The organism is Burkholderia catarinensis, from assembly GCF_001883705.2.
Taxonomy (GTDB): Bacteria; Pseudomonadota; Gammaproteobacteria; order Burkholderiales; family Burkholderiaceae; genus Burkholderia; species Burkholderia catarinensis.
In genome coordinates, this window is sequence record NZ_MDEQ02000004.1 from 358,209 (window position 1) to 377,481 (window position 19,273).

At 64.5% G+C, this 19,273-nt stretch carries 25 protein-coding genes; all 25 read left to right on the forward strand.

Translation table 11 applies throughout. The features are described 5' to 3' along the window. Positions 1-13: 13 nt before the first annotated feature. A complete protein-coding gene (locus BFF94_RS08840; RefSeq protein WP_128842868.1) occupies positions 14-220 on the forward strand; it encodes a phage head-tail joining protein in 207 nt (68 codons plus the stop codon). Beyond that, positions 217-1,710: a phage portal protein gene (locus BFF94_RS08845; RefSeq protein ID WP_128842867.1), complete on the forward strand. Its 1,494-nt coding sequence runs from the start codon at positions 217-219 to the stop codon at positions 1,708-1,710. Before BFF94_RS08840 ends, BFF94_RS08845 begins: the two co-directional genes overlap by 4 nt. Further along, the gene (locus tag BFF94_RS08850; protein ID WP_128842866.1) at positions 1,707-2,783 is read left to right on the forward strand and encodes a head maturation protease, ClpP-related; all 1,077 of its coding nucleotides are present in this window, start codon (positions 1,707-1,709) and stop codon (positions 2,781-2,783) included. Before BFF94_RS08845 ends, BFF94_RS08850 begins: the two co-directional genes overlap by 4 nt. A gap of 29 nt (positions 2,784-2,812) precedes the next feature. Further along, on the forward strand, positions 2,813-3,157 hold the full coding sequence (locus BFF94_RS08855; RefSeq protein ID WP_128842865.1) for a head decoration protein: 345 nt from the start codon (positions 2,813-2,815) through the stop codon (positions 3,155-3,157). 73 nt (positions 3,158-3,230) lie between these two features. After that, complete coding sequence (locus tag BFF94_RS08860; protein WP_128842864.1) at positions 3,231-4,226, forward strand: major capsid protein; 996 nt, start codon at positions 3,231-3,233, stop codon at positions 4,224-4,226. A gap of 1 nt (position 4,227) precedes the next feature. Next, positions 4,228-4,515, forward strand: coding sequence for a head-tail joining protein (locus BFF94_RS08865; protein ID WP_128842863.1), 288 nt, complete (start codon positions 4,228-4,230; stop codon positions 4,513-4,515). Positions 4,516-4,518: 3 nt separating this feature from the next. Then, positions 4,519-5,049, forward strand: coding sequence for a phage tail protein (locus tag BFF94_RS08870; RefSeq protein ID WP_128842862.1), 531 nt, complete (start codon positions 4,519-4,521; stop codon positions 5,047-5,049). Beyond that, positions 5,039-5,563 (forward strand): hypothetical protein, encoded by a 525-nt coding sequence (locus tag BFF94_RS08875; RefSeq protein WP_128842861.1) that lies wholly within the window; start codon positions 5,039-5,041, stop codon positions 5,561-5,563. Before BFF94_RS08870 ends, BFF94_RS08875 begins: the two co-directional genes overlap by 11 nt. A gap of 3 nt (positions 5,564-5,566) precedes the next feature. Further along, positions 5,567-6,247 carry a phage baseplate assembly protein V gene (locus tag BFF94_RS08880; RefSeq protein ID WP_128842860.1) on the forward strand — a complete coding sequence of 227 codons (681 nt, stop codon included), beginning with the start codon at positions 5,567-5,569 and terminating at the stop codon, positions 6,245-6,247. Positions 6,248-6,307: 60 nt separating this feature from the next. After that, positions 6,308-6,508, forward strand: a complete 201-nt coding sequence (locus tag BFF94_RS08885) for a hypothetical protein (RefSeq protein WP_128842916.1) — start codon at positions 6,308-6,310, stop codon at positions 6,506-6,508. Then, complete coding sequence (locus BFF94_RS08890) at positions 6,508-6,843, forward strand: GPW/gp25 family protein (protein WP_128842859.1); 336 nt, start codon at positions 6,508-6,510, stop codon at positions 6,841-6,843. Before BFF94_RS08885 ends, BFF94_RS08890 begins: the two co-directional genes overlap by 1 nt. Continuing rightward, complete coding sequence (locus BFF94_RS08895) at positions 6,840-7,736, forward strand: baseplate assembly protein (RefSeq protein WP_128842858.1); 897 nt, start codon at positions 6,840-6,842, stop codon at positions 7,734-7,736. The genes BFF94_RS08890 and BFF94_RS08895 overlap by 4 nt, the downstream gene beginning before the upstream one ends. Then, a complete protein-coding gene (locus tag BFF94_RS08900) occupies positions 7,726-8,304 on the forward strand; it encodes a phage tail protein I (protein ID WP_128842857.1) in 579 nt (192 codons plus the stop codon). Before BFF94_RS08895 ends, BFF94_RS08900 begins: the two co-directional genes overlap by 11 nt. Next, positions 8,292-10,238, forward strand: a complete 1,947-nt coding sequence (locus BFF94_RS08905) for a phage tail protein (RefSeq protein ID WP_128842856.1) — start codon at positions 8,292-8,294, stop codon at positions 10,236-10,238. The genes BFF94_RS08900 and BFF94_RS08905 overlap by 13 nt, the downstream gene beginning before the upstream one ends. Before the next feature lie 15 nt (positions 10,239-10,253). Beyond that, positions 10,254-11,006 carry a tail fiber assembly protein gene (locus BFF94_RS08910; RefSeq protein ID WP_128842855.1) on the forward strand — a complete coding sequence of 251 codons (753 nt, stop codon included), beginning with the start codon at positions 10,254-10,256 and terminating at the stop codon, positions 11,004-11,006. A gap of 75 nt (positions 11,007-11,081) precedes the next feature. Then, positions 11,082-12,251: a phage tail sheath subtilisin-like domain-containing protein gene (locus BFF94_RS08915; protein ID WP_219139217.1), complete on the forward strand. Its 1,170-nt coding sequence runs from the start codon at positions 11,082-11,084 to the stop codon at positions 12,249-12,251. A 10-nt stretch (positions 12,252-12,261) separates the two neighbouring features. Further along, a complete protein-coding gene (locus tag BFF94_RS08920; protein WP_128842854.1) occupies positions 12,262-12,765 on the forward strand; it encodes a phage major tail tube protein in 504 nt (167 codons plus the stop codon). An 86-nt stretch (positions 12,766-12,851) separates the two neighbouring features. After that, positions 12,852-13,154, forward strand: coding sequence for a phage tail assembly protein (locus BFF94_RS08925; RefSeq protein WP_128842853.1), 303 nt, complete (start codon positions 12,852-12,854; stop codon positions 13,152-13,154). Between the two features lie 80 nt (positions 13,155-13,234). Continuing rightward, positions 13,235-15,682, forward strand: coding sequence for a phage tail tape measure protein (locus tag BFF94_RS08930; protein WP_219139218.1), 2,448 nt, complete (start codon positions 13,235-13,237; stop codon positions 15,680-15,682). A 10-nt stretch (positions 15,683-15,692) separates the two neighbouring features. Further along, a complete protein-coding gene (locus BFF94_RS08935; protein ID WP_128842850.1) occupies positions 15,693-16,571 on the forward strand; it encodes a phage tail protein in 879 nt (292 codons plus the stop codon). Next, positions 16,546-16,752, forward strand: coding sequence for a tail protein X (locus tag BFF94_RS08940; protein WP_124616774.1), 207 nt, complete (start codon positions 16,546-16,548; stop codon positions 16,750-16,752). Before BFF94_RS08935 ends, BFF94_RS08940 begins: the two co-directional genes overlap by 26 nt. Positions 16,753-16,761: 9 nt before the next feature. Next, a complete protein-coding gene (locus tag BFF94_RS08945; protein ID WP_124647115.1) occupies positions 16,762-17,811 on the forward strand; it encodes a phage late control D family protein in 1,050 nt (349 codons plus the stop codon). 75 nt (positions 17,812-17,886) lie between these two features. Next, entirely contained in the window at positions 17,887-18,171 is a 285-nt protein-coding gene (locus BFF94_RS08950) for a phage holin family protein (RefSeq protein WP_124616770.1), read from the forward strand. Positions 18,172-18,173: 2 nt separating this feature from the next. Then, positions 18,174-18,668, forward strand: a complete 495-nt coding sequence (locus BFF94_RS08955) for a glycoside hydrolase family 24 protein (RefSeq protein ID WP_128842849.1) — start codon at positions 18,174-18,176, stop codon at positions 18,666-18,668. Further along, the gene (locus BFF94_RS08960) at positions 18,665-19,159 is read left to right on the forward strand and encodes a DUF2514 family protein (RefSeq protein ID WP_128842848.1); all 495 of its coding nucleotides are present in this window, start codon (positions 18,665-18,667) and stop codon (positions 19,157-19,159) included. The genes BFF94_RS08955 and BFF94_RS08960 overlap by 4 nt, the downstream gene beginning before the upstream one ends. Positions 19,160-19,273: the final 114 nt, after the last annotated feature.

A 19,273-nucleotide genomic window follows, 5' to 3' on the forward strand; every position in this document is an offset into this window, starting at 1 on the left:
ACGAGGGAATCGCATGGGATACACAAGGCAGGATCTGGAGCGCATCCAGTCGGCAATCGCGAAGGGCGAGCTGGAAGTCCAGTATGCCGACCGGCGAGTTAAATATCGCTCAATCGGCGAGCTGCGCGAAGCCCGCACCGAGATCATTCGGGACCTGAACGGTGCGGCCGGACGTTCGTCGATCGTCCGGATTCGTCACGCAGGCAAGGGGGTGCGATGAAGTCGGGCTATCCGTCACTCGCACGGCGCGGGTTCGTGGTGCCGACGCGGCTGAAGGCGGCGGCCTACGAGTCGGCGAGCACGTCGGGCGCACGGGCGAAGTCGTGGCGGGCGTCGGGCGCGGGACCGAATGCGGCGGCGGTGCAAAACCTGCCGCTGTTGCGGTCGCGCGCTCGCGACGCGATCCGCAACGATCCGTGGGCGAAGACGGCGATCGCTCGACTCGTATCGAACACGATCGGGAACGGTATCCAAGCGCACCCGCAGCATCCGACCGACGCGGTGCGCAAGATGCAAAAGCAACTTTGGGAGGATAGCTGCGAGGAGATCGACGCGGACGATCTGTTCGACATGGGGGGCGTGCAGACGCTCGCTGCACGTGCGTTCTTCGGCGACGGCGAGGTGCTGGTGCGTCGCCAGTTGCGCAGCCCGAGCGAGGGCTTGGCGGTCCCGATGCAGATCCGGCTTCTCGAAGGGGATCTGCTGCCGATGGAGAAGAACGAGATCGTGCCGGGCGGTGGCGAGATCATCAACGGCGTCGAGTTCAATGCGGACGGCCGACGTGTCGCGTATCACCTGTTGCAGCGTCATCCCGGCGAGTACGGACGCGCATCGACGACCAGCATGCAGACCGTGCGCGTGCCGGCCGACGAGATCGCGCACGTTTTCCTCGCGCTTCGGCCCGGCCAGGTGCGCGGCGTCCCCGAGCTGTCGACCGTGCTGTTGCGGCTCAAGTCGCTGGACAACTTCGACGACGCAGTGCTGTTCCGGCAGGAGGTCAGCAACCTCTTTGCCGGCTTCATCACGAAGCCGCCTGCCGAGCCGGGCCTGATGGGCGATCCAGTTACAGGCGCTGCGATGGAGTACGACGTCGACGGCTTTTCGCCAGTCGTATCGCTCGAACCGGGAAGCATGCAGGAGCTGGCTCCGGGTGAAAGCGTCACGTTTGCAGAGCCGCCGGGAGCGGGGACGGACTACGGTCCGTTCATGCGTCAGCAACTGATGGCCGCTGCGGCGTCGGTGGGCATGCCGTACGAGGTCATGACCGGCGATCTGCGCGATGTGAGCGATCGCGTGCTGCGGGTGATCTTGAACGAGTTCCGGCGGTCGATCGAGCAGATCCAGTGGAACGTGTTCATTCATCAGTTTTGCCGGAAGGTCTGGCGCTGGTGGGTCGATGCGTGTGCGTTGTCGGGTGCGATGCCGATGCCGGACTACTACCGACGCCGTCGCGACTATTTGCGGGTGCGGTGGGTGCCGCAGGGCTGGCCGTATATCCATCCGGTGCAGGACGTCACGGCGAAGCGGATGGAGATTCGCTCCGGGCTGGCGAGCCGGACAGGTGCGGTGCTCTCGCGTGGTGATGATCCGGAGCAGGTCGACCGGGAGAACGCGGACGATCTCGCTCGCGAGCGCCGGCTCGGGATTCGATATGACACGCTCGATCCGGTCAACGGGGCGAGCGATCTTTCTAATGGGGATGGCGAATGAAAGGGAAGAAGCGCTGGTGGGACATCCGCGCGCAAGCGAACGCGGGTGGCGAGCAGGAGGTCGAGATTCGGCTCTACGGCGACATCGGATTCTGGGGCACCGATGCCGATCTGTTTGTCGCGAAGCTCGACGAGGTAGCGGTGACGGCAGCGTCGATCGTCGTTGCGATCAACTCGATGGGTGGGGACGTGTTCGACGCGTTCACGATCTACAACGCCCTGCGTCGACATGCTGGCAAGGTGACGGGGCGCGTCGACGGCGTCGCCGCGTCGGCCGCATCGTTGATTCTGATGGCATGCGACACGATCGAGATGCCGTCGAACGCGAGGCTGATGATTCACAACCCGCATACGGTCGCGGCCGGCGAGGCCGGGGATCTGCGCAAGCTCGCTGACCTACTCGATAGCACGTCCGACAGCATGTTGGCGGCCTACGTTGAGCGCAGCGGCCGGACCGAAGAGGAGGTTCGCGTGATCATGGACGCGGAGACCTGGCTCACGGCGGCGCAGGCGAAGGAGCAAGGCTTCTGCGATGCAGTTGTCGACCCGATCCGCATCGCGGCGTACGCGGGCGCGGCGCGACTCGCCGCTCGCTTCTCGGCCGTGCCGGCCGAGATCCGCGCGGTGCTGGAGGACGACGGCGAGGTGCCGCCGTCCGATCCGAAGCCGAATCCGCCGGCTGATCCTGCGCCGCAGCCGCCGGCAACGCCGGACGTGACCGCATTGGCGTCGCACGTGTACGCAGCATGTCGTGATGCGCGGATCGAGCACTGCGCCGAAGGCATCGTGCTGGCGACCGGCCTGCGCGATCGCGCGACTGTCGACGCGGCGATCCGCAGCGCACAGGACATCGCAGGTATCTGTCTGGCCGCGAGCCTGACCGAGCTGACGGCCGGCTTCGTTGCAGACGGGCTGACGGCCGATCAGGTGCGCGCGCGGTTGTTCGAGCGTGTGACGGCCTCGCAGAAGCCGATCAACCATCGTGCTGCCCCGGTTGCGTCGCAAGACGCGCCCGTGGTCGCGAATGCGCCGCGTGCGGCGTCCATCTACGCGGCTCGCAAGAGCGGCAAGTAACTTTGACGTAACCCGAGGAGGGGAAACACATGTCGAACTGGAAGGTACAGGCAAATCTCCCGGCCGAATTTCTCGTGTCGGAGGGTAACGGGCAGATTTCGCGCGAGCGGATCGTCGTGAAGGCGGGTGCGGCGCTGTCGTCTGGCCAGGTGCTCGGGGTGACGAGTACCGGCGAATATGCGCCGTACGACAACGCAGCAAACGACGGTTCGGAAGTCGCCGCAGCGATCCTCTATGCGCCGCTGGCGGCGTCCGAAGCGCCACGACCGGCGACGGGTGTCGTCCGGCTCGCCGAAGTCGTTGGCGGGCTTCTGACGGGCCTCGACGCGGCCGGTCGTGGCGATCTCGCCGAGCGACACGTGATCGTCCGCTGATCACAACGTACCCCATTCAAGGCCACGCCGACCGCGTGGCCTTTTTTGTATCCATTTTCATGTCGGAGGTTGTATGGCGGATATCGCCCTGTTTCAAGACGATGCGTTCTCGCTGTCGTCCCTGAGTGCCGCGATCAACGAGCAGCCGTATGTGCCCGGCCGTATCGGCACGCTCGGGCTGTTCGAAGAGGACGGCATCACCACGACGACGATCCAGATCGAGCGCGACGGCGACACGCTCGCACTCGTAGCGGCCGGCGAGCGCGGTTCGCCGGCCGCCGTGGTGGGCGGCAGCAAGCGCAGCATGATTCCGATCAACGCCGTCCACCTGCCGCAGCGTGCAGTGATCAAGGCGGACGAGATCCAGAATCTGCGCGCGTTCGGTTCGGAGACCGAGCTGGAGGCGCTGCAGACCGTCGTGAATCGCCGGCTCGCGAAGATGCGTCGCCAGCTCGATGCGACGCATGAATTCCATCGCATCGGTGCGATCAAGGGGGCGGTGCTGGATGCGGACGGCAAGCGGGTGCTGATCGACCTGTGGAAGTACTTCGACATCGAGCAGACGGTGATTCCGTTCGAGCTGGGCAAGGCCGATACGGAGCTTCGCACGAAGTGCATCGAGGTGCAGGACGCGATCGAAGATGCGCTTGGCGCGACGACGTACACGGGTGTGCGCGTGCTCTGCGGTCGAGTGTTCTGGAACAAGCTGATCAGCGCGAAGTCGGTCAAGGAGACGTATCTGGCTTCGGTGATGGCGGCGCAATTGCGGGGCGACGCGCGCGAAGCGTTCGACTTCGGCGGTTGCACGTTCGAGCGCTATCGTGGCCGCGTCGGTGACGTTGGCTATGTGGCGGACGACGAGGCACATGCGATTCCGGAAGGTGTTCCGGACCTGTTCATCTCGCGCTTCGCGCCGGCCGACTACGTCGAGTCGGTCAACACGACCGGCATTCCGTACTACGCGAAACAGGAGCTGATGGACTTCGGCAAGGGTGTCGAGATCGAGGCGCAGTCGAACCCGATCCACCTGTGCACGCGCCCGAAGGCGCTGATCAAGCTGAAGGCGTGACATGGCGTTCCGGGATCTGATGGCCGACGTCGACACGGCCGTGAAGCGAGACCTGTCGGACGATGTGAAGATCGACGGCAAACCGCTGCAAGGCATGTTCAAGGCGCCGTGGCTCGGCCCTGATCTCGGGACGCAACGCACGCAGCTCGTTGCGCCGATCCTCGACATCACGGACGACGACGCGGCCCGCGTACGCGAAGGCAGCATCGTCGAAGCGGGTGGCGAGCGCTTCCGTGTCCTCGAGATCCGCCCGGCAGGTACGGGCTGGACAATCCTGATTCTGAGGTGACGCGTGGATCTGCTGAAGATCGAGATCGATGTGAAGGGGGCGCTCGAAGCGCTCGCGGGCCTGCCGCCTGCAGCAATGCAGGCGGCATGGCGTCGGACGCTGCGGAAGACCGGCGCATGGATCAGGAGCCAGACCGCGAAGGAGGTCGGCAACGCGACGGGCATCCAGCAAAAGCTGCTACGGCAGCGGATGTACTTCTTCATGCGATCGGCCGATACCGGGAAGGTGTGGCTCGGGTTGAACCCGATCGAGGCGCATCGACTCGGTGCGGTCCGACGCACGAAGAAGGGCATCCGGGCCGGTAAATCGCTGTTCGAGGGCGCATGGCGCAAGACGACGCGTCAGCCGGACGGGCCGATCTTCCGTCGGACCGGGAAGGCGCGAACGCCGTTCGAGGTCGTGACGGTCGAGTGGTCGCAAACGGGCGACCCGGCGTTTCGACGGGCCGCCCGCGCGTGCGAAGCGCGACTGATGACGGTGTTGCGGCAAGAGGTCAACTATGAACTGCAAAAGGCGATGAACCGTGCTCGATAACCTGAAACAACTGCACGACGGCATTGAGGCCGGCCTGCGCGAACGGCTGCCGGATCTGGAACGCATCCATGCGTATCCGAAGATCGGCAAGGCGATCGACACGCCGTTCGTTGCGATCGAGCTGTCGGAGCTGGAGCCGGGGCACGATGACGGAACGGGGCGTGTGCCGCTGATCGCGCGTATGCAGGCCCGCGTGATCGTCGACCCGTTGGTCGAGGATGCTGACGTCCAGGTGCGCGAGCTGTCCGCCCGCGTGTTGCAGAAAGTGCACGGCGCAACGTGGGGGCTGCCCGTGACGCCCGGCAAACAGGTCGGCTCGGCCGGTGAAGATCCGTTCCGGCCCGAGCTGGACACGTATCTCGTTTGGCTCGTCGAGTGGGTGCACGAATTCGACCTGGGCGACGCGTACGAGCCGCCGACGAAGGGGCGCGCGGTGTTGTGGGGCGTCGATCCGGAGACCGGACCGGGGCACGAAGACCGTTACTGGAATTCGGCGGATCAGGGAGCGGGGTGACGTGTGAGCGACTTCGAGCTTGGCGAGATGGATCGCCGCATGGCGTGTCTGACGCAGTCCGCGGTCGTCGAGGCGATCACGTACGACCCGCCGCGCGTGAAGGTGCGTGTCGGTGATTGGGTGAGCGACTGGATCAAATGGCAGGCGGGTGCGGCCGGCAAGGTCCGGCAGTGGCGTCCGCCGTCCGTCGACGAAGAGGTCGCGCTGTGGGCACCGTCCGGAGATCTAGCGGGGGCGTTCGTCGCACCGGGGTACTACACGGCGCAGCACGGCGGGTCCGGTCGGTCGAGTCCAGACGAGACCGCGACCGACTTCCCGGACGGCGCATTCGAGCAGTACAACCATGCGAGCCATGAATATGTGCTGTCGGTGCCGGCCGGTGGTCGGATCGTGTTTCGCATCGGCGGGACGGAGTTCGAGCTGAAGGCGGACGGTGCGACGCTGCGCAGCGCGAAGCTGCTGGCGGACATTCCGGACTCGACGTTCACAGGCAACACGACGACCGAGCAAATGCTCACGTTCAACGGCGGTATGCAGGGCAAGGCGGGCGAGGGCGGCGTTATCGCGATGAAGATCGCGGGCAGTGCCGAATATACCGAAGACGTTGTTGCCGGCGGTAAGTCGCTCACGAAGCACAGTCACCGTGAGCAAGGTGACGGCGAGCTTGTTGGCCCGCCAGTGTGAGCGCAGCAAAGTAACTTTGGACCCCGCCCCGTGCGGGGTTTTTCGTTTGTGGGGGTGGTTATGGCGAAAGACGCGCAGCAAGGCGGGGCGGTAGCGCCCGTGACGTACATCGATACCGAGTTTCGCAGTCGCGTGATCGTGTTTCCGGATGGCTCTTACGTCGCGGTGTTGGCGGGCAAGGCGACTGTGACGGACCCGGCGCACATCCGGTACATGGACGACCGCGCAGACTTCAGGCGCGTTGACGCGAAGGTGATCTGATGGTTGCGCTGGTCGGTATGTGTCGCCGTACGGGCCGACTGATCGGCGGTCTCGATCATCTCGTGCAGAGCATCGCGGACATTCTCAGCACGCGCAAGGGAACTCGCCGCGAGCGTCCCGATTACGGCTCGGATCTCCCGGCGATGGTCGATCTGCCCGTGACACGCGGTTGGATCTCTGCTGCACAGGCCGAAGCCGCACGCGCAATCGGACGGTGGGAGCCGCGCATTGCGCTGGATCGCGTCAACGCGCTGTCGGTTGTGGACGGCAAAGTAACTTTTCGAATCGCCGGGCAGTACGAAGGCGACGATGTTGTATTCGAGGTGACGATATGACAGTGATTGATCTGTCGGCGCTTGATCCGCCGGATCTCGTCGAAACGCTCGACTTCGAGGAGCTGTACCAGCGCAAGTTGGAGCACTTCAAGCGCATCTATCCGGATTGGACGGCTGCGCTCGAATCCGATCCGGTCGTCAAGGTGCTGGAGCTGGCCGCGTACGAGGACGTTCGGTTTCGAGCGCGCGTCAATGACGCAGGTCGTGCCGTGCTGCTGGCGTATTCGACGGGCGGGGATCTTGAACACCTGGCGGTGCTCTGGAATTTGCAGCGGGAGATCGTGGACCCCGGTGATCCGGAGGCGCATCCGCCGGTTCCCGCGACAGTCGAGCGCGATGATCGCTTGCGGTTGCGCACGCAGATGGGTATCGAGCGCGCGTCGACGGCCGGGCCGTTCGGCTCGTATCGGTCGTTCGCAATGGATGCGTCAGGGGACGTCGCCGACGTGCGCGTCGACCGTCCTGAGCCGGGCGTCGTGCGCGTGGTGGTGAAGTCGTATTCGAACGACGGGATCGCGAGTGCTGCATTGCTCGACACGGTGCGCCGTGCGCTTTCGCCGGAAGATCGCCGGCCGCTCAACGACACGCTGCTGGTCGTGGCCGCTCGACCGGTCAATTATTCGATCGTCGCGGACGTATACGTCGGTCGCGGGCCAGATCCGGGCGTTGTGCTCGCCGCGCGTCGGAAGGATCTCGACATCGCCATTGCTGCCGGCGAAGGCCTGCGTGTAGGCATGCCGCGATCGGCAGTTACCGGGGCGCTGCATCCGAAGGAATCGGGCGTTGTGCGTGTCGATCTGAAGCTGCCGGCAGCCGACGTTGTGTGCGCAATCGATCAGTTCGCGCGGTGCACGTCGATCGTGCTGAACCCGAAGGTGAACGATGACGACTGAAGCGCTGCTGCCAACAAACCAGACGACGCTCGAAGCGGCGCTCGCACAGGTGATGCGGCCGAGCGTCGATCCGGACGTGATCCGTACGCTCTGGGATGCGGACCGCTGCCCGGCCGCATTCCTGCCGTGGCTTGCTTGGTCGCTCGCGGTCGACGGGTGGGAGTTGGCCGAATCCGAAGACGCTCGCCGCGCGCTGATCAAGTCGTCTCTAGCGATCTATCAGAAGAAGGGCACGCCGTGGGCGATCCGCGAGATCGTGCGGCGGCTCGGCTTCGGCGAGATCGACATTCAGGAGGGGCGGCAGATCAAACGCCGGGACGGGTCGTTCAAGCGTAACGGTCGGTATCTGCATGGCGGCTCGACGGCGTGGGCCGAGTACATCGTGACGCTGCGGCGGCCGGTGACGCGAGATCAGGGCGAGAACCTGAAGCGGGCAATCGAGCGCTACGCACCGGCCCGCAGCCGGCTCGCATGGCTCGACTTTTCTGAGGTTGCGATCCGACACAACGGTGTCGCGACGCGCAATGGTCAATTTACGCGAGGGGTGATCGGTACATGGCCAATCTGAAAGAAGAAAGTAAGTGGGAGGACGGGGTCTATCAGTTCGAGACGTCGGACCCCGTACAGGGTGGTCCCGATGGGGTCGACAACCTGCCGACAAAGCAACTTGGGAATCGCACGCGCTACCTCAAGGATCGCGCGGACGCGGCCGACAAGGTCGTCGCGGGACTCGGCAGCGATAAGCTGGATAAGTCGGGTGGTGCGGTGTCGGGGGCGTTGCTTGGGAAGCCCGGCGCGATCACGGGAAACAATCCGAAGAACGTCGGGTATGCGTTCGACGCTGATCCCGATACGGGCATGTTCTCGCCGGCAGATGGTCATCTTCAGCTCGGCGCGAACGGCGTGCCCTACGTTGTCATGCTCGGCAACAACCTGACGCTTGGCGCAGGCGGTTGGCTTTCGCTGATCTCGGGCGGTAAGGAACGTGGCCGCTTCACGCCCGAGGGGCGATTGCTTCTCGGCACGACGGCTGACAATGGTCGGGATGGTTTGCAGGTTGCCTACCGCGCTTCGTTTGCGAACGGCGTTCAAATTACCGGGATGGAAGGGCCCGATGGTGGGCATCTCCGTGCGACGGATGGCGATTATGGGGTGCTGCTGCGCCATGACGGCACATCCGCGTACTGGCTGCAGACGAAGAAGGGCGATCCGCTGGGCACCTGGAACACGTACCGTCCGTTTGCGTGGTCACTGGACACGGGTGTCGTCACGATCGACGGGACTGGTCTCGGTACGAAGGTCGGTGGGGATCTGTCCGTGGCACCGCAGGCCGCCGAAGGGCGAATCCGGGTGGGGGCGGCGAGCGGCTACTTCTACGGCAATGCCGATTCGGCAGGTTGGTGGGGAGGCAACGCCGGGTCGTTCCAGTACTACGCGGCAGACGGATCGTTCCGCATCAACGGCAAGCCTGCATGGCATTCAGGCAACCTGACGCCACTGGATCTGAACAGTGGCGGGACCCTCAAGGGGGCGCTTTGGCTGGCTGCAGGGGCCCGGATTTACCTGTCGGAGGGCACGCCTCAGAATCCGTCGCTGACGTTCGACAAGGACGGTGCACCTGACACGGGCATGTATCACATCACCGATGGTGAGTTCGGCGTGAGCTGCAATGGATTGGTCAACGTACGGTTCACGGCCAACAAAGGCACGATCTTCGATCGTTCAGTGCAGGTTCCGACGCCTGCGGCCGGCGACCGGTCGAGCAATGCGGCGTCGACGGCTTTCGTCGTGGACGCGATCGCATCGGCGTCGATCGGGCAGATCATTTTCGAATCACGAACTGCGCCGCGCGCAGGCTGCCTTGTCCTGAACGGTGCGGTCCTGAATCGTGCCGACTATCCAGCGTTGTGGGCGTATGCCCAAGGTAGCGGCGCACTGGTCGAGGACAAGGATTGGGCGAACGGGAACTTCGGATCATATTCGAACGGAGATGGGGCAACGACGTTCCGTATCCCCGAGTTTCGCGGTGAGGGTATTCGGTGTGCGGATGCGGGGCGCGGTGCCGATCCCGGCCGGCGAGTCGGGACGTGGCAGGACAGCCAGAACCGCTCGCACGCGCACGGTGCTTCGGCAAGTGCGGTCGGAGATCATGTGCACGGCGCCTGGACAGACACACAGGGCTGGCACGGCCACCATGGCTCGACCGCAGGCGCGGGCGAGCACGCCCACCAACTGGATTACATCGTCCCGCAATATGGTGGTGACACTGACCGTGGCGGTGCTTCGAGCCTTTTCTCCATCGACAACACGGCGCAGCCGAATACGAGACCTGCCGGCAATCATGCGCACGTTTTCGATACCGACGGGTCGGGTAACCACGCCCACAACGTCGGCATCGGTGGCGGTGGTGCACACGCCCACACGATCAGCATTGCAGCCGATGGTGGCGCAGAAGCGCGCATGCGCAACGTCGCGGTTCTCGCCATGATCCGCGCTTTCTAACTGACGAGGTACAGGATGCTTTGCAATCAATTCGATAGCCTGACCGGGCAATACGTCGTGAGCTTTCTCGCGGATATCGACCCGATGAATTCCGGCCGGTATCTGATTCCCGCCTTCTGCACGCTCGAACCGCTGCCCGAGCGTGCGCCGTGCACCTGGCCGTTCTGGCGTGACGAAAAATGGCAGATGTTGCCGGACTATCGTGGCATTCGCCTCTATCGCACCGAGTCGGGCGCTACCGCTGAGATCACTGTCGCCGGCGTGACGCCGGAAGACGTGGGGCTGACCGAAGTGCCACGCCCGTCCGATGCGCACGTGTGGCGAGACGGCACATGGACTATCGACGAGCAGATCGTCGCAGACAAGGCGCGCGAAGCTGCCATGAATGACTTCTTCGCGCGGCTGGAGAAAGCCCGGCGGCAGAACCTTGGCAAATCGGATGCCCGGATCACGGGGCGACTGTCCGATCTCGAGGCCGCGACGTTCGACGCGTGGGCCGACTACCAGATGGCCCTGTCCGGCGTCGTCGATTCTCCGGCGTTTCCGAATGACATCGTCTGGCCGGCCGAACCCGACCCGCAGGCGATTCTCGTGAAAGTCGAGACCGAACGCGCCGAGAAAGCGGCGCGTGAGGCTGAGGAGGCAGCGCAGCGCGAGGCTGCGGCGAAGCAGGCGGAAGCGGATCGCGCTGCGGCCGAGGCCGCGACGCCGGATCGTGTCGTCGAAGCGGAGCCGCCGCCTGACTCGGACAAGCCTGTCGAAAAGTAACTTTGCCGACGCAGCCCGCGTCGTTTCAATTCCAGCCGCTCCGATGAGCGGCTTTTTTTATTTCCGGAGATCCGCATGGCAGCGACTTCCTTTTTTCACGGCATCACGACGACCATCGTCGACAGTGGCCCGCGCACGATCGCGGTGCCGTCGTCGTCGGTCGTTGGCATGACCGACACTTACACGCCCGGTCCCGAGCTTGCGCAGCCGAACGTGCCGGTGCAGTTGACGAGCTATCGCGAGGCGGTGCAGGCGTTCGGCGAAAGCAGTCCGATCGCGCGAGCGGCCCGCGCGATCTACGCGCAGAGCAGCGCGGTCGTCATCGCGGTCGGTGTGCCGGCAGCGGCCGACGCGGCGCAGCTCACGTCGGCGATCATCGGCGGCGTCTCGGCCGGCGGCGCACGCACCGGCATGCAGGCGCTGCTCGATGCGAAGTCTCGCTTCAATGCGCAGCCGCGCCTTCTGATCGCGCCCGGCCACACGTCGAAGCAACCCGTCGCAACGGCGGCGGATTCGCTCGCCGGCAAACTGCGTGCGGTTGCAGTGATCGATGGCCCGAACGCAGACGACGAGGCAGCGATCGCGTACGCGAAGAATTTCGGCAGCAAGCGCCTCTACATGGTCGACCCCGGCGCGAAGGCATGGGACAACGCGACGAACGGCGAGATCTCGCTGCCGGCGTCGACGTATGCCGCAGGGCTGTTCTGTCAGACCGACGCGAAGATCGGCTTCTGGGCGTCGCCGTCGAACAAGGAGATCGTCGAGATCACGGGCACGGGCCGGCCGATCGAATACCTCGACGGTGACGAGACGTGTCGCGCGAACCTGCTGAACAACGCGAACATCACGACGATCATTCGTGACGGCGGGTTCCGCCTGTGGGGGAACCGCACGCTGTCGGCCGATCCGAAATGGAAGTTCGTCACGCGCGTGCGCACGCTCGACATCGTGATGGACGCGGTGCAGGCCGGCCACAAGTGGGCGGTCGATCGCGGCATCACGACGACGTACGTTAGCGACGTGACCGAGGGGCTGCGGGATTTCATGCGCGACCTGAAGCGACAGGGTGCAGTGATCAACTTCGAGGTCTACCCGGACCCGGAGCTGAACACGGCGAGCCAGCTCGAAGACGGCAAGGTGTACTGGAACATTCGCTTCACGGATGTCCCGCCGGCCGAGAACCCGATTTTCCGCTTCGAAGTCACGAACCAGTGGCTGACCGAAGTGTTGGATAACCAGATCTAAGGGAGGGGCGATGATTCCGGAAACTCTGTACAACTGCAACACGTTCGTCGACGGACGTAGCTACGCGGGGCGCGCGACGAGCATGACGCCCCCGAAGCTGAAAATCAAGACTGACGACTACCGCGCGGGCGGGATGGACGCGACGGTCAAGGTCGATCAGGGTATGGAAGCGCTCGACGCGTCGTTTGCTATGGCGACGATGGAGTATGAGGTGCTGCGGTTCTTCGGGCTGGTCGATCAGGGCGCGTTCAATGGCGTATTTCGCTCGGTCTTCATGGACCGCCGTGGCAAGACGAAGAAAGTTGCTGTCTACCTGCGTGGCATGCTGTACGAAGTCGATCCGGGCGACTGGAAGCCGGGCGACAAGGTCGAAGCAAAATTTAGCGTGTCGTGCGATTACTACAAGCTGGAGATCGACGGCGCGATCGTGCATGAGATCGACGTCTTCGCGTGCAAGCGCGTGATCAACGGCGTTGATCAGCTCGCCGAAGTCCGTAAGGGACTCGGCATGTAACCGTCATTCGACGGACACGCAGCAAAGTTACTTTATTCAATCAATGGCGAGCCGACGGCTCGCCATTTTTCATTTCAGGATTCGCAATGGAAAAGGTCACGATCAAGCTCGACTATCCGATCAATCTCAACGGCGTCCAGTGCGACACCTTCACGATGCGCCGCCCGAAGGTGCGCGACATGCGCGGTGCGCAGAAGCTCGCGCCGAACGATACGGAGGAGCAGGAGCTGATCCTGTTCGCATCGCTCGCCGAAGTTGCGCCGAGCGATCTCGATGCGATGGATATGGCCGATTACGAGCGCGTGCAGGACGCCTACTACTCCTTTCGACCCGTACGCAAAACTGGACCGAAAAACGCTGAAGGCGCTGGCGAATCGGCTGGTGCGTGAATACGGCATGTCGCCGACGTCGATCGACGAGATGACGGTCGACGACATGCTCTGGTGGTTGACGGATTGAGGGAGCCGAGATGGCGAAAGACTTAGCGCTTGGCATCGTGATCGGCGGTGCCGTGTCGGCGACGTTCGGGAAGGCGATCACCGATACGTCGTCGAAGATCGATGCGATGAAGAAGCGGGCGAGCGACTCGCGGCTCTGGCAGCGCCAGATCGGCGAGACGATGCGCCTGCAGGACGAGTTCCGCCGGCTGCACTTGGCGGGCGACAGCGCGGCAGATGGTATCCGTCGCAAGCTGGAGGCCAATCTGAAAGCGCTGCGTGACGCCGGCATCGAGGTCGACCGGCTCGATCGCGCGTATGCGCGGCTCGGCCGGACGGCTCGGGGGCTGGATTTGAAGGCATCCGGACACGAGCGGCTGGCTGCCGGGCAAGAAGCCGGGCGTGGCGTGATCGGTGACGCGATGAAGCTGACGGCGGCGGTCGCGGTGCCAGCGACGATCGCTGCGAACTATCAGGCGATCATCCGCGACATCGCGATCAAGGCCGGCATCGCGCGCACGCAGGAAGAGGCGGCGATGGGCGCGCGTATTCGACGCGACGCCGGGGCGAACGGCATCGGCCGCAACGAGCTGGCTGATGCCGTCAACCAGATGGTCGCGGGCGGTATGGATCTCGGGAAGGCGCTCAACTTCGCGCCGCTGGTCGCGAAATTCTCGATCGGCCAAGGGGCGACGACGGTCGAGACCGCGAAGATGATCCAAGCGCTGCAGCAAAACGCGGAGATCGTCGACCCGCGCCAGATGTCGAAGGCGCTCGAAGCGATCGCGTATCTGGGCAAGGAAGGGTCGTTCGAGTCCGTCGACATGGCGCGGTGGTTCCCGGTGCTGCTCGCGGAGATGAAGAAGATCGGCATTACGGGGCAGGACTCGGTGACGCAGCTCGGGGCCATGCTGCAGGTGCAGATGAAGACGGCCGGCAGCTCCGACGAAGCGGCGAACAACCTGAAAAACTGGTTCTCGAAGATCGGTTCCGGAGAGACCGAGCGCAACTATGCGAAGGCCGGCGTCGACTATCAGGCCAAGATGCGCGAGGCGATCGGCAAGGGGTGGTCGACGCTGGAGGCGTCATTCGTGCTCGCCCGCGCGTACATCGAGCGGGTCGACCCGGCCAAGGCGAAGCAGCTCGCGACAGCGGCGAAGCAGTTCAATTCGGAGATGGACCCGGCCAAGCGTCAGACGCAGATGGCCGCGTTCGCCGAGACAATGAAGACGGGCGATCTGTTCAATGACATGCAGGTCAAGGCGGCGCTGACGGCCTACATGCAGAACGCCGAGCTGTATTCGAGCCTGAAGCGAAACGCGCAGCAGGCGAGCGGTGAAATCCAGAAGGATCTGGAGGCGCGGCGCGAGACGTCCAAACAGGTCTGGAGCGAGGTCGGGCAGCAATGGGACGACGCGATGCGCAGCATCGGCGACGCGCTGCGTCCGATCACGGATCGCGTTGGCGATGCTGCGAAGGGGGCCGGGAGCGGTATTCGGTCCGCAGCGGATAGCGCTCCGAAGGCGACAGCTGCTGTCGTCGGCATTGCCGGCACGGTTCTCGCGGTGCGCGGAGCAAAGGCACTTTGGGGCATCGGGCGTGGCTTGTTCGATATCGCGCGCGGCACGCTGCTGGCGCGTGGTGGTGGTCGAGGGGCCGCAGGGAGGACGGGGGCTGCGGGTGGGGCGGTCGGGCGTGCGTTGGATGCGCTTGGCGGGGCGGCCGGTGCTGCCGGTGCCGCTGGTGGCGTGCAGCGCGTGTTCGTCGTGAACATGCCCGGCGGTGGCTTCGATGGTGGTGGGCTTGGCGACCTGGGGGGGGGTGGGCGAGCCGCGCGTCGAGCTGCGCGTCGTGCGGCAGCTCGGGCGGGGCGAATCGGGAGGATCTTCAACGCGGGACGTGCTTTATTCGGTCGGGTTGCGCCGTGGGCAGGGAAGCTGGCCGTGGCGGGGACCGTGCTGAAGTTTGGCCTTGCGGCTCGCGAAGCGTACGCCGTCGCGTCGAGCACCGATACGAATGAGCGGAAGGCCACCCGGTTCGCCGGCATCGCCGGCAGTCTCGCGGGTGGCGTGATCGGCGCGAAGGTCGGGGCGACGATCGGAGCGCTCGGCGGGCCGATCGGATCGGCCGTCGTCGGCGTGCTTGGCGGGGCACTCGGGACGTTTGTGGGCGACAAGGCACTGAGCGCCATCGCGAGCAAGTTTCTGGGCCAGAAGCCCGATGAGACGCCCGCGAACGCCGAAGCGGCTGCCAAGGCGGCGAAGGCTGCAGAGACTCCGGCGGCAGATGCCCGCTTCGGGCCGCGTATCGATCAAAAGAACACGTTTGCGCCAGTCTTCAACGTGAAGATCGAAGCGAGCGATACCGACATGGCTAACAAGTTTCTCGCGCAGGTCAGTCCGCAGTTGACGCGGATGATGGAGGAGCAGCAGCGCAAGACGAACAGTCGAACGGCAATGTTCGACGCGCCGCATATGTAAGGGAGGTGCTATGGACGTGATTCGACAGATCACGGGGGCGGCAACGCAGGCGGGGATCGCGACAGAGCGCGTGCGGCAGATGGTTCGCATATTCGATCGGAACCGTGCGGCCAGCATGGCGACGGTCGACATGCTGCAGCGTCTCGCAACCGGCAATCTGAGCAGCGCAGCCGAGCTGCTGACAGGCGCGACGAGCGCGCTGTCCGTCGCGTCCGATCTGTTTCCACAGGTCGGCGCTGTCGTGCGCAGCTTCAACGCGACGCAGGCGTCGATCGGCTCGATTTTGAAGGCTGTCGACGGATCGAATTTTCCCCTTGTGCGGGCTGCCGCCGACAGCGTGAAGTCGGCGCTTGGTGGGGCGTGGAATCAATTCAATGCGGCTGTCGGCCTGAAGGACTCGGCGGTGCTCGACGTGATCAAGTCGACGGGCGTCGGCTCGATGTTGTCGGGTCTGGTCGACGGTGCCTCGTCGAGCACGCCGCACCTGATGACGATGACGACCGATGCCGGCGACGCGTTCCACTTCAACCTGTCGACGGCCGCTCACGACAAGCTGCGGCGGGCGACGCGGTATCGCGTGGCGTCTCAGGAGCGGCTGAATCGTCAGGAGGCGCTGCAGCCTGTCAGCGAAGGGGGCGAGACGATCACGCTGTCGGGTGTCGTATTCCCGGCGCTCGGGGCCGGCACGAAGCAGATCACCCGCTTGCGAGCGATCGGCGGCCGGATGAAGCCCGTGCAGCTCACGACCGGCGACGGCGAAGTGCTCGGCCGCTGGCTGTTGCAGGCGATCGAGGAGGAGCAGGACGCGCTGCTCGCCGATGGCATGCCGCGCAAACAAACATTCTCGGTGGAGTTCGGCCGCTATGGCGAAGACTTTAAGAACGTCTGACGGTGACGTGCTCGACACGCTTTGCTATCGCTTCTATGGAACGCTGCAGGGCACCGTCGAGGCCGTCTATGACGCGAATCCGGGGCTGGCGAATCGACCGCAGCCTTTCCCGTCCGGCGTCGAGATCCTGATGCCGGATCTCGACGCGCCGCGCGTCGAGTCAGTCCAGCTATGGACGTAGGGAGGTGCGATGGAAGCGATCTTTCAGGTCGTCGCGAACGGCTCGGACGTGACCAAGGTCATTCAGGATCGCGTGCTCGAGATTCGGGCGATCGACAAACCCGGTCTAGACGCAGATGAATGCACGATCACGCTCGACGATCGCGACGGCCGCATCGAGTTTCCTCCGAAGGGCGCGACGTTGAAGGTGTCGATCGGATGGGAGGGGCAGGGGCTGTCGATGCTCGGCGAGTATGCCGTCGACGAGGTCGGTGTGCGTGGGCCGCCGGCCAGCGTTGTGATCAAGGGCAAGCCGGCGAACATGCGCGCGACGTCGAAAACGCAGCGAAATGGGAGCTGGTCGAATGCGAAGCTGGCCGACATCGTTGGCGACGTTGCGCGTCGCAACAAGTGGTCGGCCGCGTGTGACGTCGACGTCGTCGTGCCGCGTATCGACCAGTTTGGCGAAAGCGATCTGCACTTCATCACGCGCGTTGCTCGCCTCTACGGCGCGACGGCGACGGTCAAGGCCGGCAAGCTGATCGTGCTGCCTCGCGGCGCTGGTAAGAGCGCGAGCGGCAAGCCGCTGCCGATCGTAACGCTCACGCCCGGCGATCTGCTCGACTACGACATCAACTTCCCGGATCGCGCGAGCTTTGCGGCCGTTCGCACGAAGGTGCACGACCGCAAGACGGGGAAGAAGATCGATCTGACGATCCCGAATCCGGATGCCCCGCCAGGTGCGTCCGCGGTGCATACCGAACGGCATGCGTTCGCCAGTCCGGAAGCCGCGAAGGCCGGTGCGACGTCGCGACTGGCGACGCTCAACCGCCATACGTCGACGAGTCGGCTGACGATGCGCGGCCGAGCAGATCTGTCGGCGGAAAAGACGGTCGCGCTGAAGGGGTTCAAGACCGGTGTGGACGGCGAGTTTCTGATCGAGTCGGTCGAACACACGTTCGCGTCGCGCGGGTGGATCACGGTCGTCTCATTGAACGGAGGGAACAAGGGGAAGGCGAAGGTCGGGCACAAGAAGAAGTCGGGCAAGAAAATCACTCTGGTGGTGCCGGCGCCGCAGTAACGCGTCGCGCATCCTATTTACAGGCCGCTCACGGGCAACCGTGGCGGCCTTTCTTTTTATCGGGAAGGGGAACCGATGCAAGACCACGAAAAGACGATTCTGGAGCTGATCATCATGGGCGGATTGATCGGCATCGCGAAGGTGTTGGTAGGCGGGGAGCAACTGACTTTTCGGCTCGTTGCAGGCCGGGCCATGCTCGGATCGGCGACGTCGATGGTGGCCGGCATTGCGCTGCTGCAGATCCCGGATCTGCCGCCGATTGCGCTGCTCGGTCTGGGGAGCGCGCTCGGCATTGTGGGGTCGCAGTACCTCGAGGTGCTGCTGCGTCGAAATGCAAAGCGTGTGTTTGGGGGGAAGTGACGATGGCGCGAATCAGTGTTGCCGCCGCAGGCGGAAAGAACCGCGTGGCGTTTCTCGATGCAATCGCGGTAAGCGAGATCAGCTCGGCGCTGCTCGCGAAGTCGGACGACGGGTACAACGTGCTGGTCGGGTCGACTGCATCGCGGCCTCTGCTGTTTTCGAGCTACGCGACGCATCCGAACGTCCTCAACCGGCAGATCCGCGTTCCGTCGACGGCGGCCGGCCGTTACCAGATCCTCACGCGCTGGTGGCGGATCTATCAGGCGCAAATGAAGCTGCCGGACTTCGCGCCGGTGTCGCAGGATCGGTACGCGCTGCAGCAGCTTCGCGAGCATGGAGCGTTACCGTTGATCGATGTCGGGCGGTTTCGAGAAGCCGTCGCGAAGGTGTCGAAGGTGTGGGCCAGTCTGCCGGGGGCCGGGTACGGTCAGCATGAGAACGACATCGAGCATTTGCTGACCGCGTATCGCGCGGCCGGCGGGGAGGTGATCGCATGACCTGGATCGATCCGCGTATCTGGCTGCTCGTCGTTGCCGGCGTCATTGCCGGCTCGGCCTGCGGATATTTCAAGGGGCATCGTGACGCTGACCAGTCCGCGAAGGTTGCGGATCAGGCGAGGCAGATCGACGACCTTGTGAACGAGCGTAACGAGTTTCGCCGCCGATTGGGGGCACAACAGGAGATCGCAACCGATGCTGCGAAAGAACGTGATCAAGCGGTGGCTGATGCCGCTGCTGCTGATGGAGCTGCTGATGGGTTGCGCCGGCAAGTCGCCGCGCTCGTTGCCGACGTCCGGCGTGCCGGCGCTTCGGCCGGAAGCACGACAGCCGGCGACGCCCTCGATCTGCTTGCCGACGTGTTCGGCCGGGCTGACGAGCGCGCGGGAGAGCTGGCGAGGATCGCTGACGAGCGAGGTATCGCCGGCCAGCAGTGCGAGCGTAGTTACGACGCGTTGACCGCCGACACACAAACCAATCCGCCGCGATAGAGCGGCGATCGAGGCCGGGTGGTCTCGAAAGAAACAGGGCGACCGGGGAAATGTTCGCGCATTGACCCGGTCGCCTTTCCACTGTCTACGCCAGTGAATCAGCCAAGGCCCTGC

Excerpts from the sequence above, each read along its gene's own strand:
- BFF94_RS08920 (WP_128842854.1), top strand. The coding sequence starts at position 12,262 with ATGATTCCGGAAACTCTGTACAACTGCAACACGTTCGTCGACGGACGT.
- BFF94_RS08925 (WP_128842853.1), top strand. The coding sequence starts at position 12,852 with ATGGAAAAGGTCACGATCAAGCTCGACTATCCGATCAATCTCAACGGC.
- BFF94_RS08945 (WP_124647115.1), top strand. The coding sequence starts at position 16,762 with ATGGAAGCGATCTTTCAGGTCGTCGCGAACGGCTCGGACGTGACCAAG.
- BFF94_RS08930 (WP_219139218.1), top strand. The coding sequence starts at position 13,235 with ATGGCGAAAGACTTAGCGCTTGGCATCGTGATCGGCGGTGCCGTGTCG.
- BFF94_RS08940 (WP_124616774.1), top strand. The coding sequence starts at position 16,546 with ATGGCGAAGACTTTAAGAACGTCTGACGGTGACGTGCTCGACACGCTT.
- BFF94_RS08935 (WP_128842850.1), top strand. The coding sequence starts at position 15,693 with ATGGACGTGATTCGACAGATCACGGGGGCGGCAACGCAGGCGGGGATC.
- BFF94_RS08890 (WP_128842859.1), top strand. The coding sequence starts at position 6,508 with ATGGTTGCGCTGGTCGGTATGTGTCGCCGTACGGGCCGACTGATCGGC.
- BFF94_RS08855 (WP_128842865.1), top strand. The coding sequence starts at position 2,813 with ATGTCGAACTGGAAGGTACAGGCAAATCTCCCGGCCGAATTTCTCGTG.
- BFF94_RS08905 (WP_128842856.1), top strand. The coding sequence starts at position 8,292 with ATGGCCAATCTGAAAGAAGAAAGTAAGTGGGAGGACGGGGTCTATCAG.
- BFF94_RS08960 (WP_128842848.1), top strand. The coding sequence starts at position 18,665 with ATGACCTGGATCGATCCGCGTATCTGGCTGCTCGTCGTTGCCGGCGTC.
- BFF94_RS08840 (WP_128842868.1), top strand. The coding sequence starts at position 14 with ATGGGATACACAAGGCAGGATCTGGAGCGCATCCAGTCGGCAATCGCG.
- BFF94_RS08845 (WP_128842867.1), top strand. The coding sequence starts at position 217 with ATGAAGTCGGGCTATCCGTCACTCGCACGGCGCGGGTTCGTGGTGCCG.
- BFF94_RS08950 (WP_124616770.1), top strand. The coding sequence starts at position 17,887 with ATGCAAGACCACGAAAAGACGATTCTGGAGCTGATCATCATGGGCGGA.
- BFF94_RS08915 (WP_219139217.1), top strand. The coding sequence starts at position 11,082 with ATGGCAGCGACTTCCTTTTTTCACGGCATCACGACGACCATCGTCGAC.
- BFF94_RS08895 (WP_128842858.1), top strand. The coding sequence starts at position 6,840 with ATGACAGTGATTGATCTGTCGGCGCTTGATCCGCCGGATCTCGTCGAA.
- BFF94_RS08885 (WP_128842916.1), top strand. The coding sequence starts at position 6,308 with ATGGCGAAAGACGCGCAGCAAGGCGGGGCGGTAGCGCCCGTGACGTAC.
- BFF94_RS08955 (WP_128842849.1), top strand. The coding sequence starts at position 18,174 with ATGGCGCGAATCAGTGTTGCCGCCGCAGGCGGAAAGAACCGCGTGGCG.
- BFF94_RS08865 (WP_128842863.1), top strand. The coding sequence starts at position 4,228 with ATGGCGTTCCGGGATCTGATGGCCGACGTCGACACGGCCGTGAAGCGA.
- BFF94_RS08850 (WP_128842866.1), top strand. The coding sequence starts at position 1,707 with ATGAAAGGGAAGAAGCGCTGGTGGGACATCCGCGCGCAAGCGAACGCG.
- BFF94_RS08910 (WP_128842855.1), top strand. The coding sequence starts at position 10,254 with ATGCTTTGCAATCAATTCGATAGCCTGACCGGGCAATACGTCGTGAGC.
- BFF94_RS08900 (WP_128842857.1), top strand. The coding sequence starts at position 7,726 with ATGACGACTGAAGCGCTGCTGCCAACAAACCAGACGACGCTCGAAGCG.
- BFF94_RS08860 (WP_128842864.1), top strand. The coding sequence starts at position 3,231 with ATGGCGGATATCGCCCTGTTTCAAGACGATGCGTTCTCGCTGTCGTCC.